Source organism: Ramlibacter sp. P4_H7 (assembly GCF_056400765.1).
This window is the reverse complement of the sequence record NZ_JBFUKP010000008.1, coordinates 13,997-28,442: the sequence shown is the minus strand read 5'-3', so window position 1 is coordinate 28,442 and position 14,446 is coordinate 13,997. Positions and strand designations below refer to the sequence as shown.

Annotated in this window: 15 protein-coding genes; 7 read left to right on the top strand and 8 right to left on the bottom strand. The window is 68.8% G+C overall.

The genetic code is table 11. The features are described 5' to 3' along the window. Genes AC1DSA_RS12725 through AC1DSA_RS12710 form a run of 4 tightly spaced genes read left to right on the top strand, consistent with a single transcriptional unit; the run spans nucleotide 1 to nucleotide 3,713 of the window. Nucleotides 1-825 carry a phosphonate ABC transporter ATP-binding protein gene (locus AC1DSA_RS12725; protein ID WP_477889641.1) on the top strand — a complete coding sequence of 275 codons (825 nt, stop codon included), beginning with the start codon at nucleotides 1-3 and terminating at the stop codon, nucleotides 823-825. 1 nt (nucleotide 826) lies between these two features. Beyond that, nucleotides 827-1,663: a PhnE/PtxC family ABC transporter permease gene (locus AC1DSA_RS12720; protein ID WP_477889639.1), complete on the top strand. Its 837-nt coding sequence runs from the start codon at nucleotides 827-829 to the stop codon at nucleotides 1,661-1,663. Between the two features lie 7 nt (nucleotides 1,664-1,670). Further along, nucleotides 1,671-2,507: a phosphonate ABC transporter, permease protein PhnE gene (gene phnE, locus AC1DSA_RS12715; protein ID WP_477889637.1), complete on the top strand. Its 837-nt coding sequence runs from the start codon at nucleotides 1,671-1,673 to the stop codon at nucleotides 2,505-2,507. Beyond that, nucleotides 2,508-3,713 carry an FAD-dependent monooxygenase gene (locus AC1DSA_RS12710; protein WP_477889635.1) on the top strand — a complete coding sequence of 402 codons (1,206 nt, stop codon included), beginning with the start codon at nucleotides 2,508-2,510 and terminating at the stop codon, nucleotides 3,711-3,713. Here AC1DSA_RS12710 and AC1DSA_RS12705 read toward each other — a convergent pair. The 7 genes from AC1DSA_RS12705 to AC1DSA_RS12675 all read right to left on the bottom strand — a co-directional run bounded on the left by AC1DSA_RS12705 (nucleotide 3,706) and on the right by AC1DSA_RS12675 (nucleotide 10,772). Next, a complete protein-coding gene (locus AC1DSA_RS12705) occupies nucleotides 3,706-4,914 on the bottom strand; it encodes an ABC transporter substrate-binding protein (protein ID WP_477889633.1) in 1,209 nt (402 codons plus the stop codon). The genes AC1DSA_RS12710 and AC1DSA_RS12705 overlap by 8 nt on opposite strands. Nucleotides 4,915-4,945: 31 nt before the next feature. Further along, nucleotides 4,946-6,001, bottom strand: coding sequence for a branched-chain amino acid ABC transporter permease (locus tag AC1DSA_RS12700; RefSeq protein WP_477889631.1), 1,056 nt, complete (start codon nucleotides 5,999-6,001; stop codon nucleotides 4,946-4,948). A gap of 2 nt (nucleotides 6,002-6,003) precedes the next feature. Continuing rightward, on the bottom strand, nucleotides 6,004-6,876 hold the full coding sequence (locus tag AC1DSA_RS12695) for a branched-chain amino acid ABC transporter permease (protein WP_477889629.1): 873 nt from the start codon (nucleotides 6,874-6,876) through the stop codon (nucleotides 6,004-6,006). A 19-nt stretch (nucleotides 6,877-6,895) separates the two neighbouring features. Then, nucleotides 6,896-7,612, bottom strand: coding sequence for an ABC transporter ATP-binding protein (locus tag AC1DSA_RS12690; protein WP_477889627.1), 717 nt, complete (start codon nucleotides 7,610-7,612; stop codon nucleotides 6,896-6,898). After that, entirely contained in the window at nucleotides 7,612-8,424 is an 813-nt protein-coding gene (locus AC1DSA_RS12685) for an ABC transporter ATP-binding protein (protein WP_477889625.1), read from the bottom strand. The genes AC1DSA_RS12690 and AC1DSA_RS12685 overlap by 1 nt, the downstream gene beginning before the upstream one ends. Before the next feature lie 122 nt (nucleotides 8,425-8,546). Beyond that, entirely contained in the window at nucleotides 8,547-9,773 is a 1,227-nt protein-coding gene (locus AC1DSA_RS12680; RefSeq protein ID WP_477889623.1) for a c-type cytochrome, read from the bottom strand. 135 nt (nucleotides 9,774-9,908) lie between these two features. Further along, on the bottom strand, nucleotides 9,909-10,772 hold the full coding sequence (locus tag AC1DSA_RS12675; protein WP_477889621.1) for a LysR family transcriptional regulator: 864 nt from the start codon (nucleotides 10,770-10,772) through the stop codon (nucleotides 9,909-9,911). 98 nt (nucleotides 10,773-10,870) lie between these two features. Between AC1DSA_RS12675 and AC1DSA_RS12670 the strand changes: the two genes are divergently transcribed. The 3 genes from AC1DSA_RS12670 (at nucleotide 10,871) to AC1DSA_RS12660 (ending at nucleotide 13,967) form a co-directional block, all read left to right on the top strand. After that, nucleotides 10,871-11,845 (top strand): Bug family tripartite tricarboxylate transporter substrate binding protein, encoded by a 975-nt coding sequence (locus tag AC1DSA_RS12670; RefSeq protein ID WP_477889619.1) that lies wholly within the window; start codon nucleotides 10,871-10,873, stop codon nucleotides 11,843-11,845. A gap of 8 nt (nucleotides 11,846-11,853) precedes the next feature. Next, entirely contained in the window at nucleotides 11,854-13,401 is a 1,548-nt protein-coding gene (locus tag AC1DSA_RS12665) for a UxaA family hydrolase (RefSeq protein WP_477889970.1), read from the top strand. Nucleotides 13,402-13,580: 179 nt separating this feature from the next. Beyond that, entirely contained in the window at nucleotides 13,581-13,967 is a 387-nt protein-coding gene (locus tag AC1DSA_RS12660; protein ID WP_477889617.1) for a hypothetical protein, read from the top strand. A 41-nt stretch (nucleotides 13,968-14,008) separates the two neighbouring features. Here the strand turns inward: AC1DSA_RS12660 and flhD are convergent, their stop codons facing one another. After that, the gene (flhD, locus tag AC1DSA_RS12655; protein WP_477889615.1) at nucleotides 14,009-14,350 is read right to left on the bottom strand and encodes a flagellar transcriptional regulator FlhD; all 342 of its coding nucleotides are present in this window, start codon (nucleotides 14,348-14,350) and stop codon (nucleotides 14,009-14,011) included. Nucleotides 14,351-14,446 lie beyond the last annotated feature (96 nt).

Here is a 14,446-nt window from a genome sequence, read left to right as displayed (position 1 = left end):
ATGAAGATCGCACTGCACGCCATTTCCGGTCGCCATCCGGCGGCGCCCCACACCGGGGCCCTCGCCCTGCAGCGCCTGACGCTGAACATCGCGGCGGGCGAGCAGGTCGCGGTGATCGGCCCGTCCGGCGCCGGCAAGACGACCCTGCTGCAACTGCTGGCCTGCGCGCTGCGCCCCGCGGGCGGCAGCATCCTGCTGGACCAGCACAACCCGTGGAAGATGCCGACGCGCAAGCTGCAGCAACTGCGCGGCATGCTGTTCCTCGCGCCGCAGGTGCCGCCGCTGCCGCCGCGCCAGCGCGTCGTCACCGCGGTCCTGGCGGGCCGCCTGCCGCACCAGGGCCTGTGGCACAGCCTGCGCAGCCTGTTCTATCCGACCGGCATCCCCGAGGCCGATGCGGCGCTCGCGCGCTTCGACGTCGCCGACAAGCTGTTCGCCCGCGTGGACCGGCTTTCCGGCGGCGAGCGCCAGCGCGTCGGGCTGGCGCGCGCGCTGCTGTCGCAGGCGCGCCTGCTGCTCGTGGACGAACCCCTGTCGGCACTGGACCCCACGCGCGCCGGCCAGGCGATCGCCACGCTCACGCAGGCGGCGCGCGAACGGCGCGCCACGCTGGTGACCACGCTGCACGACGTGCCCGTCGCCCTGCAGAACTTTCCCCGGATCATCGGCCTGCGCGCCGGCCAGCTGGTGTTCGACCTGCCGGCGGCGCAGGTCACGCCCGACCTGCTGCGCGAGCTCTATGCGCAGGAAGCGCAGTCCGAACCGACCCTGCCGCTGGAAGAGCCGTCCAAGCAAGCGCGTACCGTGGCGATGACCTGCCGCTGAGATGGCCGCCGTCCTGACCCGCGATCCCGCCATGCGCGACCCGGCGTGGATCCGCCGCGTCGGCTGGCTGCTCGCGGGCTGCGTGCTGCTGTGGCCCATGCTGGTGTGGACCGAGTTCAAGCCCTGGACCCTGTTCGCGCCGGAGAGCCTGAAGCCGACGCTGAACTTCATCGCCGGCTTCGTGCCGCCCCGGGTGGATGCGGAATTCCTGTGGCTGGTCGCGCGCGAGACCTGGCGCACCGTGGCCATCGCCACCGCGGGGCTGGCGCTGGCCCTGGTCATCGCGCTGCCGCTCACGCTGCTGTCGGCGCGCACGCTGTCGGTGTCCGGGCTCGCCGGCCGGATGGCGACGCTGCCGGCGGCGGCGCGCTTCCTGCTGCGCGCGCTGATGGTGGTGCTGCGAAGCGTGCCCGAACTGGTGTGGGCGCTGGTGTTCGTGCGGGTGGTGGGGCTGGGTCCCACCGCGGGCGTGCTGGCGATCGCGCTGACCTACGGCGGCATGCTGGGCAAGGTGTATGGCGAGATCCTGGAAAGCGGCGAGACCCACGCCACGACCTCGCTGCTGCGCAACGGCGCGGGACGCCTGCAGGCCTTCTTCTACGGCTTGCTGCCGCAGAACGCGGCGGAGCTCACCAGCTACACGGTGTACCGCTGGGAATGCGCGATCCGCTCTTCCGCGGTGCTCGGTTTCGTCGGTGCCGGCGGACTGGGACAGCAGATGGACTCGTCGATGAAGATGTTCAACGGCGGCGAAGTCAGCACCATGCTGATCGTGTTCGTGCTGCTGGTCGCGGGCACCGACCGCCTGAGCGCCTTCCTGCGGCGCGTGCTGGCCTGAGAACGCCATGTCCCGCATCCCGCGCCAAGCCGCCGCCAACGAGGTCTACCGCCTGCCGCCCAAGCTGTTCGACGCGCGCTGCCGTGCCTGCTGGTTCGTCGCCGCGGCCATCGCCCTGGTGGCTGCCAGCTTCTGGTCGCTGGACCTGCAGTGGGCGAAGTTCCTGTCCGCTGGGGCGCTGGGGCGCATGGGCCGCTTCCTCGGCGAACTGCTGTCGCCCAACCTGGAGCCGGCCTTCCTGCGCAAGCTCCTGCCCGCTGCCCTGGAGACCATGGCCATGTCCGTGGTCGGCACGCTGCTCGCGCTGGCCGGCGGCCTGCTGCTCGCGCTGCCGGCGAGCAAGCTGCACGCCGACGATCCCGCGCGCTGGCGCATGCTGGCGCGGCTACTGCTGAACGTGTTGCGTAGCATCCCCGAACTGATGTGGGCCGCGCTGCTGCTGATCGCCGCCGGCCTGGGCCCGCTGGCCGGAACGCTCGCGCTCGCGCTGCACACCACCGGCGTGCTGGGGCGGCTGTTCGCGGAGGCGATCGAGAACGCCGGCCCCGGCCCGGCGTTCGCCCTGCGCGTGCGCGGCATCGCCGAAGGCCGCGTGTTCCTGTACGCGACGCTGCCGCAAGTATTGCCCCAGCTCATGAGCTACACGCTCTATCGCTGGGAGAACAACATCCGCGCGGCGGCGGTGCTGGGCGTCGTCGGCGCCGGTGGCCTCGGGCAGATGCTCGCCTTCCACATGGGGCTGTTCCAGATGGCCGAGACCGGCACGGTGCTCGCGGCCATGATCGTGCTGGTGGCGCTGGTGGACATCGCCAGCTACGCGGCGCGCCGCCTGATGTCGCGCTGAATGACCGCGTCGCTGCCCCGCGTTGCCATCGCCGGCGCGGGCTTGGCGGGACTCACGCTGGCCCTCGCGCTGTTGCGCCGCGGCTTCGCCGTGCAGGTGTTCGAGCAGGCGAAGGTGCTGGGCGACGTGGGTGCCGGCCTCCAGCTCAGTCCCAACGCCACCCGCTGCCTGTATGCCCTGGGACTGGAGCCCGCACTGGCGCGCGTGGCGAGCGTTCCGCGCGGCAAGCAGGTGCGCCTGTGGAGCACCGGCCAGCGCTGGAAGCTGTTCGACCTGGGCGCTGCCGCGGTGGCCGAATACGGCTTTCCCTACCTGATGCTGCACCGCGCGGACCTGCATGCCGTGCTCGTCGATGCGGTGCGTGCGCTGGATCCTGCCTGCATCCATCTGGGCACGCCCTGCAACGGGTTCACCCAGGATGCCGACGGCGTGACCTTGCAGCTGGCCGACGACCGAGTGGTCCCCTGCGAGGCGCTCGTCGCCGCCGACGGCGTGCACTCGCTGCTGCGTGCCCAACTCGGTCATGCCGACCGGCCCGAGTTCACCGGCTGCGCCGCCTGGCGCGGGCTGATCCCCATGGCCGCGCTGCCCGAGCACCTGCGCGAGCCGGTCGGCACCAACTGGATCGGCCCGGGCGGCCACGTGATCACCTATCCCGTGCGTGGCGGCGCGCTGCTCAACTTCGTGGGCATCCGCGAAGGTGTGGCCTGGCTGCGGGAGTCGTGGACCGAACGCGGCACGCGCGCGGACTGCGCCGCAGACTTCCGCGGCTGGCACGAGGACGTGCAGGCACTGATCGCGCAGCTACATGCGCCGCATCGCTGGGCGCTGATGGGGCGCGAACCACTCGCGCGCTGGGCCGAGGGCCGGGTGACGATGGCGGGCGATGCCTGCCATCCCACGCTGCCCTTCCTGGCGCAGGGCGCGTGCATGGCGATCGAGGACGGGGTGGTGCTGGCGCGCTGCCTGCAGGCGCATGCGGCGCAGCCCGCCCAGGCGCTGCGCCGCTATGAATTGCTAAGGGTCGAGCGCACCGGGCGCATCGTCCGGGGCGCCATCGAAGCCGGCCGCCGTTTCCACAATCCGGCGCTGGCCGATGCCGAGGGCGCCCAGGCCTACGTGGACCGGGAGTGGAGCGAAGAGCGGGTGCGCGAGCGCTACCACTGGCTCTTCGCCTACGACGCGCTCGCCGTCGACGTCACTTGACGGCCATCGGCTCGCCGAACCCCACCCAGGTCTTGCCGTCGAACTTCACGAGCTGCATGGTCTGGAAGGGGGCGAAGTCGGTCGGACCCGTCGCGGCCAGCACGCCGGGCAGCGCCATCGGCACCTGGAAGTTCTTGATGTTCGCCGCCTGCTTCATGACGTTCTCGCGCGTGAGGTCGTCGCCGCATTGCTTGAGCACCTGCACCGTCAGCTGGGCCGCGGCCAGGCCGTAGGTGGCGCTGCCGTCCATGGGGTCTTCGCCCGGCAGGTACTTCTTCATGAACGCGAAGTAGTCCTTCATGGCCGTGTCGTTGGCCCAGGCCGGATCGGTCGGGTCCTTGATGTACTGCATGGAGATCAGGCCCACCGACTTGTCCAGGCCCGCGGGCTTGAGCACCGAGCCCACGCTGGCGGACACCTGGTTCAGGTAGTGCACCGGCTTCCAGCCGACGTCGGCCACCTTGCGGATCGCCTGCGCGGCGAACTTGGGCGTGGTGATGTTGAAGAAGGTGTCGGCGCCCGACCCCTGCAGGGTGACGATCTGCGAGTCGACGGTCGGGTCCGTCACCTCGTAGGTCGCGGTCTTCACGACCATGCCCTTGCCCTTTTCGCCCAGGCCGTCCATGAAGCCCTTGAGGTAGTCCTTGCCGTAGTCGTCGTTCTGGTACAGGACCGCGATCTTCGCGTTCGGCTTGGTCGCCAGGATGTGCTGCGCGTACAGCTTGCCTTCGCTCTGGTAGTTGGGATTGAAGCCCATGGTCCAGGGGAAGTCCTTCGGGTCGTTCCACTTGGACGCGCCGGTGGCCAGGAACAGGTGCGGCACCTTCTTGGAATTCATGTACTTGTGGATCGCCGAGTTCGACGGCGTGCCCAGCGTGCTGACCATGAACAGCACCTCGTCCTGCTCCACCAGCCGGCGCGCCATCTCCACCGCCTTGGGCGGGCTGTAGCCGTCGTCCAGGCTGATGTAGTTGATCTTGCGTCCGCCGATGCCGCCCGACTCGTTGAGCATCTTGAAGTACGCGGCCTCGACCTTGCCGATGATCCCGTAGGCCGACGCGGGCCCGCTGTACGGGATGGTGTTCCCGATCTTGATCTCGGTGTCGCTGGCCCCGGGGCCGTACTTCTTCTGGGCGAGTGCCGGCGTCGCGGCCATCGCCAGTCCCAGCGCAGCCAGCGCGATGCGGTTCTTGATCGACATGGAGGTTCCTTTCAGGGAGGGAATACGGCGATCACGCCGCTGGAGGAGCCCGGCGTGTCCTGCGCTGGAAGCGCAGCCACCCCAGGCGCAAGGCGCCCGCGATGCCGGTGGGCATCACGTACATGAAGAGGATCATCAGCGCGCCGTAGATCGCCCACGGCGCGGCCTTGGAAATCTGGTCGGCCAGGTTGGGCACGAACTGGATGAAGATCGCGCCCCAGATCGCGCCCGTGATGGAGGCCAGCCCGCCGACCACCATGCCGACCAGCAGCGAGATCGACAGGAAGATCGTGAAGCTGTCGGGCGCGACGAAGGCCACGGCGATCGCGCCCAGCGCGCCGGCGACGCCGGTGAACATCGCGCTGACCCCGAACGCGAGCGACTTGTACAGGGCGTTGTCGATGCCCATGGTGGCCGCGGCGATGGGCTGGTCGCGGATCGCGATCAGTGCGCGCCCGACGCGGCCGCGCAGCAGGTTCCAGGCGAGCACGAACATCAGCACGGTCACGGCGAGGATGAACAGGTACAGCCAGCGGTCGGGGTTGAGCTTGAGTCCCAGCAGGGACTCGAAAGGCGGATCCGGCTTGATCAGTGTGATGCCCTGCACGCCCCCGGTCCACTCCTCCAGGTGCTTGTACTTCAGCAGCTGCGGCAAGGCGACGCCCAATGCGAAGGTGGCCAGCGCGAGGTACACGCCTTCCAGCCGCAAGGCCGGCAGCCCGAACAGGAAGCCCGCGACCAGGCACACCGCCCCCGCTGCGGGAATGCACAGCCAGTAGGGCACGTTGAACTTGTCCATCAGCACGGCCGTCACGTAGGCGCCGATCGCGTAGAACGCGCCGTGTCCCAGCGAGATCTGGCCGTTGTAGCCGGTCAGGATGTTCAGGCCCAGCAGCGCTATGGCGTAGATCAGCACCATCGAGAACTGGAACACCCGGTAGTTGCTGACCAGGAAGGGCAGGGCCGCCGCGGCGAGGATGAGCACGATGGCCATCACCGTCCAGCGCGGCGACCAGCCGCGCACGCCGCCGCTGGCCTGCGCGGGCGCCAGCGGTGCGATGTCGGAAGTGGGGGTGACGGCGTTCATGCTCAGACCCGCTGCACGATGACCCGGCCAAACAGGCCGGCCGGTTTCACCACCAGCACGCCGACGATCAGCACCAGCGCCACCGTCAGCTTCAGTTCGGTGCCGATCAGGTAGGCGCCGACGATGTTCTCCAGCACGCCGACGATGAAGCCGCCGACCACCGCGCCGCCGGGACTGTCGATGCCGCCCATCAGCGCAGCGGCGAAGGCATAGAGGATGACGCCCGTCATCATGTTCGGGTCGAGGAACACGATGGGCGCCACCATCATGCCCGCCGTCGCGCCGATCGCCGCCGCCAGGCCCCAGCCGAGCGCCAGCATCCAGCCCACGCGAATGCCCACCAGCCGGCTGGAATCCGGGTTCTGCGCCGCCGCGCGCATCGCCAGGCCCAGCGGCGTGAAGCGGAAGAACAGGTAGACCAGCAGCAGCACCACCAGCGTCACGCTGATCGCGCCCAGTTCGTGCGAGGACACGATGTGCAGCCCGAAGGGTGCCGCGCTGGGGAAGGGGCTGGGGAAGGACTTGATCGTGTAGCTGAAGATCCAGCCGGCGATGCTGTTGAGGATCAGCAGCAGGCCGATGAACACCACCACCGCCGTGAGCACCGGGGCCCGCTCCACCGGCCGGATGATGATGCGTTCGATGGCGGCGCCCAGCACGAACGACAGCACGATGGTGGCGGCGAAGGCGATCCAGTACGGCCAGCCCGCCTGGATCATGGTCCAGCAGAGGTAGGTGGCGAACATCGCCATCTCGCCCTGCGCGAAGTTCACCAGGCGCGTGGCGTTGTGGATCATCACCAGCGCGAGCGCGAGGCTCGCGTAGATGCCGCCGGTCGCGAGGCCGGCGATCACCTGGTGCAGGAAGGCTTCCATGCGGCTCCTTCAGGGTCCGTCAGTAACCGAGATACGCGCGGCGCACCGCGTCGTCGTTCATCAGGTCCTTGCTGCTGCCGGACATGAGGATGGTGCCGGTCTCCAGCAGGTGGGCCTCGTCGGCCAGCTTCAGGGCCATGGCGGCGTTCTGCTCCACCAGCAGGATCGTCACCTTCTGCGTGCGGTTGATGTCGCGCATCACCTCGAAGATCTCCTTCACCACCATGGGTGCCAGACCGAAGGAGGGCTCGTCCAGCAGCAGCAGGCGCGGCCTCAGCATCAGCGCACGGGCCACCGCCAGCATCTGCTGCTGTCCCCCCGACAGCGTGCCCGCCTGCTGGTGGCGGCGCTCGGCCAGGATGGGGAACAGGCGGTACATGCGCTCGTAGTCCTCGGCCAGCGAGCGATGGTCGCGGCGCGCATAGGCGCCCAGGCGCAGGTTTTCTTCGGTCGTGAGGTCGGTGAAGGTGCCGCGCCCGTCCGGCACGTGCGCCACGCCCAGCCGCACGATGTCTTCCGTGGACTTGCCGTCGATGCGCTGCCCGTCGAACAGCACTTCGCCGCTCGCGCGCACCATGCTGCACAGGGCGCGCAGCGTGGTGGTCTTGCCGGCGCCGTTGGCGCCCAGCAAGGCCGTGATGCTGCCCTCGGCAATGCTGAAGCTCAGGCCGTGCAGCACCTCCGTCGGTCCATAGCCCGCATGCAGGTTGCGCACTTCGAGCAGCGGCTGGGCCATCAGTTGTCGGTCCCCAGGTAGGCCTGCACGACTTCGGGATCCTTGCGCACCTGCGCGGGCGTGCCTTCGGCGATCTTGCGGCCGAAGTTGAGTGCCACCACGTGGTCGGACACGCTCATCACCAGGCCCATGTGGTGCTCCACCAGGAGCACGGTCAGGTGGTACTGGTCGCGGATGCCCCGGATCAGGCTGCCCAGCGCGCCCACCTCTTCATGGTTGAGGCCGGCCGCGGGCTCGTCCAGCAGCAGCAGGCTGGGTTCGCTCGCCAGGGCGCGGCCCAGCTCCACGCGCTTGCGCGTGCCGAAAGGCAGTTCGGAAACGCGCTGTTGCGCCACCTGCTCCAGCCCGAGGAAACGCACGAGCTCGGTGGCGCGGCGGGTGCTGTCCGCTTCTTCCTGCGCGACGCCGGGCAGGCGCAGCGCGTTGGCCAGGAAGCCCTTGCGCGTGCGGCAGTGGCGACCGACCTTGATGTTGTCGAGCACGGTCATGCTGGCGAACAGGGCCAGGTTCTGGAAGGTGCGGCCGATGCCCAGCCCGGCCACCTTGTGGCGGGGGACGGCTTCCAGCGGCTGGCCGTCGAAGGTGATGCGGCCTTCGGAGTAGCCGTACAGGCGCGACAGGCAATTGAACAGCGTGGTCTTGCCGGCGCCGTTGGGGCCGATCAGCCCCGCGATCTGGCCGCGCTGCACCTCGAAGGACACGCCGTCGAGCGCGGTGATGCCGCGGAAGCGCACGCACAGGTCGCGCACCGACAGCAGCGGCCCACCGGCAGCTGGAGTGTGGACCGCGCGCTGTTCCTGGAGTTCGTGCACCCGCTGGACCTCGGCCTTGCCAAAGAGGTCAGCATGCTTTCATGCAAAGCGGCCCGCCCCGCATGGTGTTTTCCCGCAGCCTGTCGCCCGCGCGATCCGGCTGCGGGATTTCCTTGGCTGCGCTAGAGCGACTTCAGGTATTGCGCGACGTCCGCGATCTCCTGCGGCGTCAGGCCCAGGGCCATGCGCGTGTTGTAGACCGTGACCACCTGGTCCAGCGTCGCCGCCGAGCCATCGTGGAAGTACGGCGCGTGCTGCCACACGCCACGCAGCGGGCTTGTGCGGTACTGCTTGGTGGCCGAGCGCGCGGCGTAGCTGGGCGTTTCCGGTTCGGCCATCGAATCGACGGGCGGGTGCAGGCGCGCGTTGGCGTCGGTGAACAGGTCCCCGGTGTGGCAGCTCGCGCAGCGCGCCTTGCCTTCGAACAGCACGCGGCCGCGTCCGGCGGCGTTCGCGTCGAACGAACCGGCGGGCGGCGTCGGCGCCGCGATCGACAGCTGGTAGGCCTGCAGCGCCGGCAGCTTGGACGACACCAGGTCCTGCGTGCCGTTGGTGATGTTGATGTTCAGGCGTGGCTCGCTGAAGCTGCCCTGGCCACCCATCTGCGTCACGGCGACGTAGCGGTTCCAGTAGGCGAGCTCGTCGCCGTCGCCGGTGAAGGTGACCTTGTGGACGCCTTCGAGTCCGAAGGCGGGCGGGATGACCGCCGGCTTGTTGAGGCCGTCGATGTTGAAGCGCGGGTCGTACTTGCCCGGCCCCCAGGAGTTGTAGACCGCCTTCTGCGCCGCCGTGAGCGCGGGCGACAGCGCGATGATCGCGCCCGGGTTCAGGGTGCGGTTCGGCCAGGCGTCCAGGCGCTTGCCGATCCCGGCGCTGAAACTGTTGTCCACGGTGGAGTGGCACAGTGCGCAGGTGATGCCGACACGGGTCAGGCGATCGACGCCATTCACGGTGTCCACCTGGCCCTTGACCCCGACGACGGCATCGAGCTTGATCAGCGTGACGGTGGTCGCGGGGCTGTCGAGGTTGACGGTCCCGTTGGCGATGCCGTCCTTCACCGCTTGCGGCAGGGCGTCCGCATCGACCTTCAGGCCGACGCTGAGCGCGACCTTGGGGCTCACCGCCTGTTCGATCACTTCGTTCATGCGCAGCTTGTCGGTCCAGAGGATCTCGTCGCCGAAGGTGTCGTGGCGGAAGATCTGGCGGCCGGTGGCCTGCAGGGCGGCGTTGTTGGTGGTGTTGTTGTCGCCGCCGCCGCCGCCGCCGCCGCAGCTGGCAAGCGTCGCCCCGGCTGCCAGCACGGCCAGCAGCGAGGCGGAAGAAAGAATGGATAACGCGCGGTTCTGCATGAAGCCTCCCAGGGACACCGCGAGGGTTGCGGTGATGGGTTAGACGTCACGAGGTTCCGGCGCGTGCCTGCGGTCGCGCAGGAGAATTTCTTCGGCGCGCGAACGGCCGAGGGAATATTCCGGAAGGTCGCGACATCAGCGCGGCGGTGCCGCGTGCTCGAGCAGCGCGCGCGCCAGCGCCGCCTTCGGGCCTTCGCTCCACACCAGGCCCATGCGCCGCACCGGCACCGGCGGTGGCAGGGCGATGCGCACGACCTCCAGGCCTTCGGGCCAGGGCGGCGTCCAGTCCGGCACCAGCGCCACGCCGAGCCCCTGGTGCACGAACACCGCGATCGCATTGAGCGCATCGATCTCGATGCGCTCCTGCGGCTGGATCTGGTGCTCGCGCAGCCAGGCGTCGGCCATGCGCCCGCCCCACATGGTGCGGTCGTAGCGCAGGAACGGCTCGCTGGCCAGCAGGTCCAGCGGATCGCGCCCGGCCATCGCCGCGGGGGCGAGCACGCACAGCGGCTCCTCGACCAGCACCTGCCAGCCGCAGGACTTGGGCAGCGTGAACTGCGGCTCGACGATGATCGCGGCATCCAGCACGCCGGCCGTCACGCGCTGGTACAGCGTGCCGGAGTTGCCCGGCTCCATGTAGACGGCGAGCTTGGGATGCTTGCGGTAGAGCCCGCGCAGCAGCGGCGGCAGCACGCCGGTCAAGGCGGAGGCGGAGACACCGAGGCGCCATTCACCCAGGGGCGCATCGTCGGTCGCCAGGGCCTGGAGATTGCGCACGTCCCGCAGCAGGCTGCGTGCGTTGCTCAGGATGCGCAGGCCTGCCTCGGTGGCCTTCACGGTGCGGCCGGCTCGGCGCACCAGTGGCGTTCCCATCGCTTCTTCCAGGGACTTCACCCGGGCGGCGACGGCCGCCGGCGTCAGGTCGAGGCGGCGGGCGGCCTCGGCCATCGAGCCGCAATCGAGCACCATCACGAAGCTTTGCAGGAACTGCGTGTCCATCCGGAACAAAACTTCATTATCGATTGAATGTGCCGCCGCCCGGTTTATCGCGAAGCCGGGGCGGTCGATGATGCGCCGTTGATTCCGAGGAGACCGAAATGAACCGTGACCGCCGCACCCTCTTGTGCGCTTCCATCGCCGTGCTGGCTGCCGCCGCGCTTCCCGTCCATGCCGCCGGCTTTCCCGACAAGCCCGTGAAGGTCACCGTGGGCTTTGCGGCCGGCGGCGGCGCCGACATCATCGCCCGCCAGGTGGGCGCGCAGATGGGCGCCCAGGTGGGCCAGTCCTTCATCGTCGACAACAAGCCGGGGGCCACAGGCACGATCGCCGCCGCCTTCGTGGCCAAGTCGCCGGCCGACGGCTACACGCTGTTCCTCGGTTCGCAGTCCACCATGCTGGTGGCGCCCGCCATCTATCCCAAGCTGGCGTTCGATCCGGTCAAGGACTTCACGCCGGTCTCCATGCTGGTGTCCATGCCCATGATCCTGGCGGTGCACCCCAGCGTGCCGGCGAAGAACCTGCAGGAACTGATCGCGTTGGCGAAGAAGGGCGAGCTTTCGTATGCGTCCGCCGGCGCCGGCGGGCCGCAGCACGTCGCGGGCGAGCTGTTCAACACCCTGGCCGGGGTGAAGATGACCCACATCCCCTACAAGGGCGAGGCGCCCGCGCTCACCGACGCGGTGGGCGGCCAGGTGCCGGTGCTGTTCGCCAACCTGCCGGCCGTGACGCCCTACATCCAGTCCGGCAAGTTGCGTGCGATCGCCATCACCAGTGCGAAGCGCCATCCGTCCTGGCCCGACCTGCCCACCGTCGCCGAGGGCGCGAAGCTGCCGGACTTCGAGGTGCTGACCTGGTACGGCCTGTTCGCGCCGGCCGGCACGCCGGCCGAGGTCGTGAAGAAACTGCAGGACGAGGCGATCGCGGCCTTGAAGTCGAAGGAGCTTTCCGGCAAGGTGGCCGGCCAGGGCTTCACCATCGTGGGCAGCACGAGCCAGCAATTCACCGAGCTGATGAAGGCGCAGGTTCCCCGCTGGGCCAGGCTGGTGAAGGACGCCAACATTCGCGCCGATTGAGCACCACCATGATCGAACTCTCCGGAAAGAAGGTCGCCGGTCCCATCATTCGCCTGCACCCGAGCGACAACGTGGTGGTGGCGCGAGTGGACGTGGGCATCGGCACCGCGGTGCCCAGCGAGGGCTTCACCAGCCGCAGCCAGGTGCCCGCCGGCCATAAGATCGCGGCCCGCGCCATCGCGGCCGGCGAGCCCATCCTCAAGTACAACGTGTGCATCGGCTTCGCGGCCGTCGACATTGCCGCCGGCACCTACGTGCACTCGCACAACGTCACGTTCCGCGAGTTCGACCGGGACTACGCCTACGGCCAGGAGTACGTGCCCACGCCCGTGCTGCCTGACGCCGAGCAGGCGAAGTTCATGGGCTACGTGCGCGCCGACGGCCAGGTCGGCACGCGCAATTACATCGGCATCCTGTCGACCGTCAACTGCTCGGCGACGGTGGTGCACAAGGTGGCCGAATGGTTCACCGAAGAACGGCTCGCCGAGTTTCCGCACATCGACGGCGTGGTGGCGCTGTCGCATGGCCTCGGTTGCGGGATGGAGATGAGCGGCGAGCCCATGGACCTGCTGCGGCGCACGCTCGGCGGTTATGCGAAGCACCCCAACTTCGCGGGCGTGCTGATCATCGGCCTGGGCTGCGAGCGCAACCAGCTCTCCGGGTTGATGGCGCAGGAGAAGCTGGACGTGAACTCGCGCCTGCAGACCTTCGTGATGCAGGAGTCCGGCGGCACCCGCAAGACCATCGAGGCGGCGGTCGAAGCGGTGAAGAAGATGCTGCCGAAGGCGAACGACGTCGTTCGCGTCCCGGTGTCCGCGAAGCACCTGAAGATCGGCCTGCAGTGCGGCGGTTCGGACGGCTTCTCGTCGATCACCGCCAACCCGGCGCTGGGCGCGGCGATGGACATCCTGGTGCGCCACGGCGGCACCGCCATCCTCTCGGAAACGCCCGAGATCTATGGCGTCGAGCACACCCTGACGCGGCGCGCGGTCAGCCGCGCAGTGGGCGAGAAGCTGATCGACCGCATCCGCTGGTGGAAGCAGGAGTACTCGCCCGGCCGCGACGTGCAGATCAACGGCGCGGTGAGCCCGGGCAACCAGGTCGGCGGGCTGGCCAACATCTTCGAGAAATCGCTGGGTTCTTCCATGAAGGGCGGAACCACCGGCCTGATGGAGGTCTACCGCTACGCGGAGCCGGTGAAGCAGAACGGCTTCGTCTTCATGGACACGCCGGGCTTCGACCCGTGTTCCGCCACCGGCCAGATCGCAGGCGGCGCCAACATGATCCTGTTCACCACCGGCCGCGGCTCCATGTTCGGCGCCAAGCCCGTGCCCTCGATCAAGCTGGCGACCAACACGCCGATGTACAGCCGCTTGACCGAAGACATGGACTACAACTGCGGCGAGATCCTCGACGGCACCAAGACCATGCCCGAGACCGCGGAAGAGATCTTCCAGCTGGTGCTGGAGGTTGCTTCCGGCGAACGCAGCAAGAGCGAACTGCTGGGCCTGGGCGACCACGAGTTCGTGCCCTGGAACATCGGCGTGGTGAGCTGAAGGCTGACGCCCCGCGAGGTTCGGGCCGCTTTCGCGACCCGCTTGGCGGCTGCGCGCCGCTCATCGCGGCAGGCGACCGTCCATCCAAGACCGGACGGAAAGGCCCGGTTGTTTCGCTGATTGATTCTTAAGCGGCTCCCCTACGATCCCTTCACCAGAAAACGGAGAAGGAGCGTCGTATGAGGAAATCAATGCTGCTGCCCCTGGCCTTGGTCGCCGCCGGTGCGGCCCACGCGGGCACGTACTCGGTGCTGCAGGACAACGATTGCCGACTGATCACCGCCGGCGAGCTGTCGCAGGCGATCCAGAAGGCCGGCGCCAACACCGGACTGGACCTGCCCAAGGACATGGCGATCCGCGCCGAGGTGAGTTGCGCGCAGGATGCCGCGTCCAAGCGCTTCGTCTACACGATCCGCGCGGCGATCGAGAAGTTGCTGAACGATGGCGAGCAGCAGCGCTGGGCTTCGGTGGCCCAGCATACGGGCTACGGCACCACCGCCAGCGGCGCGGCGCTGCTGCGCGAAGTGCGCTTCACGGTGCAGGACGTGATTCGCCAGGAGCCCTGAGCGAGGAAGACACCCGCCGGGCAATCCGGCGGGCCGCACGTTCAGGCCGGGGGAGCGGCGAGTGCGGACACCGGCTGCCGCTGCGCCGCGGCCAGCAGGATGGAAATGTGGGCTTGCTGCAGCGCGGGTTGGCGGTCGCCCTGCATGACGGTCTGCACGATCGGCAGTTCGTCCAGCCGGAAGGCGCACAGCACGAAGTTGCTCGCGGCGATCTTGAGGGTTTCCGCCAAGGACATGCCGATCAGCAGGTCCGCCATCTCCGCGCTGATGCCCAGGCGCAGCATCGCCGACGCCTTGTCCTCACGCAGCAGCTTCTGCGCGAGCAGCATGTAGGTCAGGTTGAGGTCGGCGATTTCCTGGGACGCGGTGGCGGGGGCATTCAATCGAAACTCCTGGGGGCGGGCGCTGAAATGTCACATCATGTTACGGGACGCGCGGCACAAGTCATCCCTGGCTGGAGAGGCTCCGTGAAGGATCTC

Bases quoted from the DNA above. Each gene is read 5' to 3' on its own strand.
- AC1DSA_RS12725 (WP_477889641.1), top strand. From the start codon at position 1: ATGAAGATCGCACTGCACGCCATTTCCGGTCGCCATCCGGCGGCGCCC.
- AC1DSA_RS12720 (WP_477889639.1), top strand. From the start codon at position 827: ATGGCCGCCGTCCTGACCCGCGATCCCGCCATGCGCGACCCGGCGTGG.
- phnE (WP_477889637.1), top strand. From the start codon at position 1,671: ATGTCCCGCATCCCGCGCCAAGCCGCCGCCAACGAGGTCTACCGCCTG.
- AC1DSA_RS12710 (WP_477889635.1), top strand. From the start codon at position 2,508: ATGACCGCGTCGCTGCCCCGCGTTGCCATCGCCGGCGCGGGCTTGGCG.
- AC1DSA_RS12705 (WP_477889633.1), bottom strand. From the start codon at position 4,914: ATGTCGATCAAGAACCGCATCGCGCTGGCTGCGCTGGGACTGGCGATG.
- AC1DSA_RS12700 (WP_477889631.1), bottom strand. From the start codon at position 6,001: ATGAACGCCGTCACCCCCACTTCCGACATCGCACCGCTGGCGCCCGCG.
- AC1DSA_RS12695 (WP_477889629.1), bottom strand. From the start codon at position 6,876: ATGGAAGCCTTCCTGCACCAGGTGATCGCCGGCCTCGCGACCGGCGGC.
- AC1DSA_RS12690 (WP_477889627.1), bottom strand. From the start codon at position 7,612: ATGGCCCAGCCGCTGCTCGAAGTGCGCAACCTGCATGCGGGCTATGGA.
- AC1DSA_RS12680 (WP_477889623.1), bottom strand. From the start codon at position 9,773: ATGCAGAACCGCGCGTTATCCATTCTTTCTTCCGCCTCGCTGCTGGCC.
- AC1DSA_RS12675 (WP_477889621.1), bottom strand. From the start codon at position 10,772: ATGGACACGCAGTTCCTGCAAAGCTTCGTGATGGTGCTCGATTGCGGC.
- AC1DSA_RS12670 (WP_477889619.1), top strand. From the start codon at position 10,871: ATGAACCGTGACCGCCGCACCCTCTTGTGCGCTTCCATCGCCGTGCTG.
- AC1DSA_RS12665 (WP_477889970.1), top strand. From the start codon at position 11,854: ATGATCGAACTCTCCGGAAAGAAGGTCGCCGGTCCCATCATTCGCCTG.
- AC1DSA_RS12660 (WP_477889617.1), top strand. From the start codon at position 13,581: ATGAGGAAATCAATGCTGCTGCCCCTGGCCTTGGTCGCCGCCGGTGCG.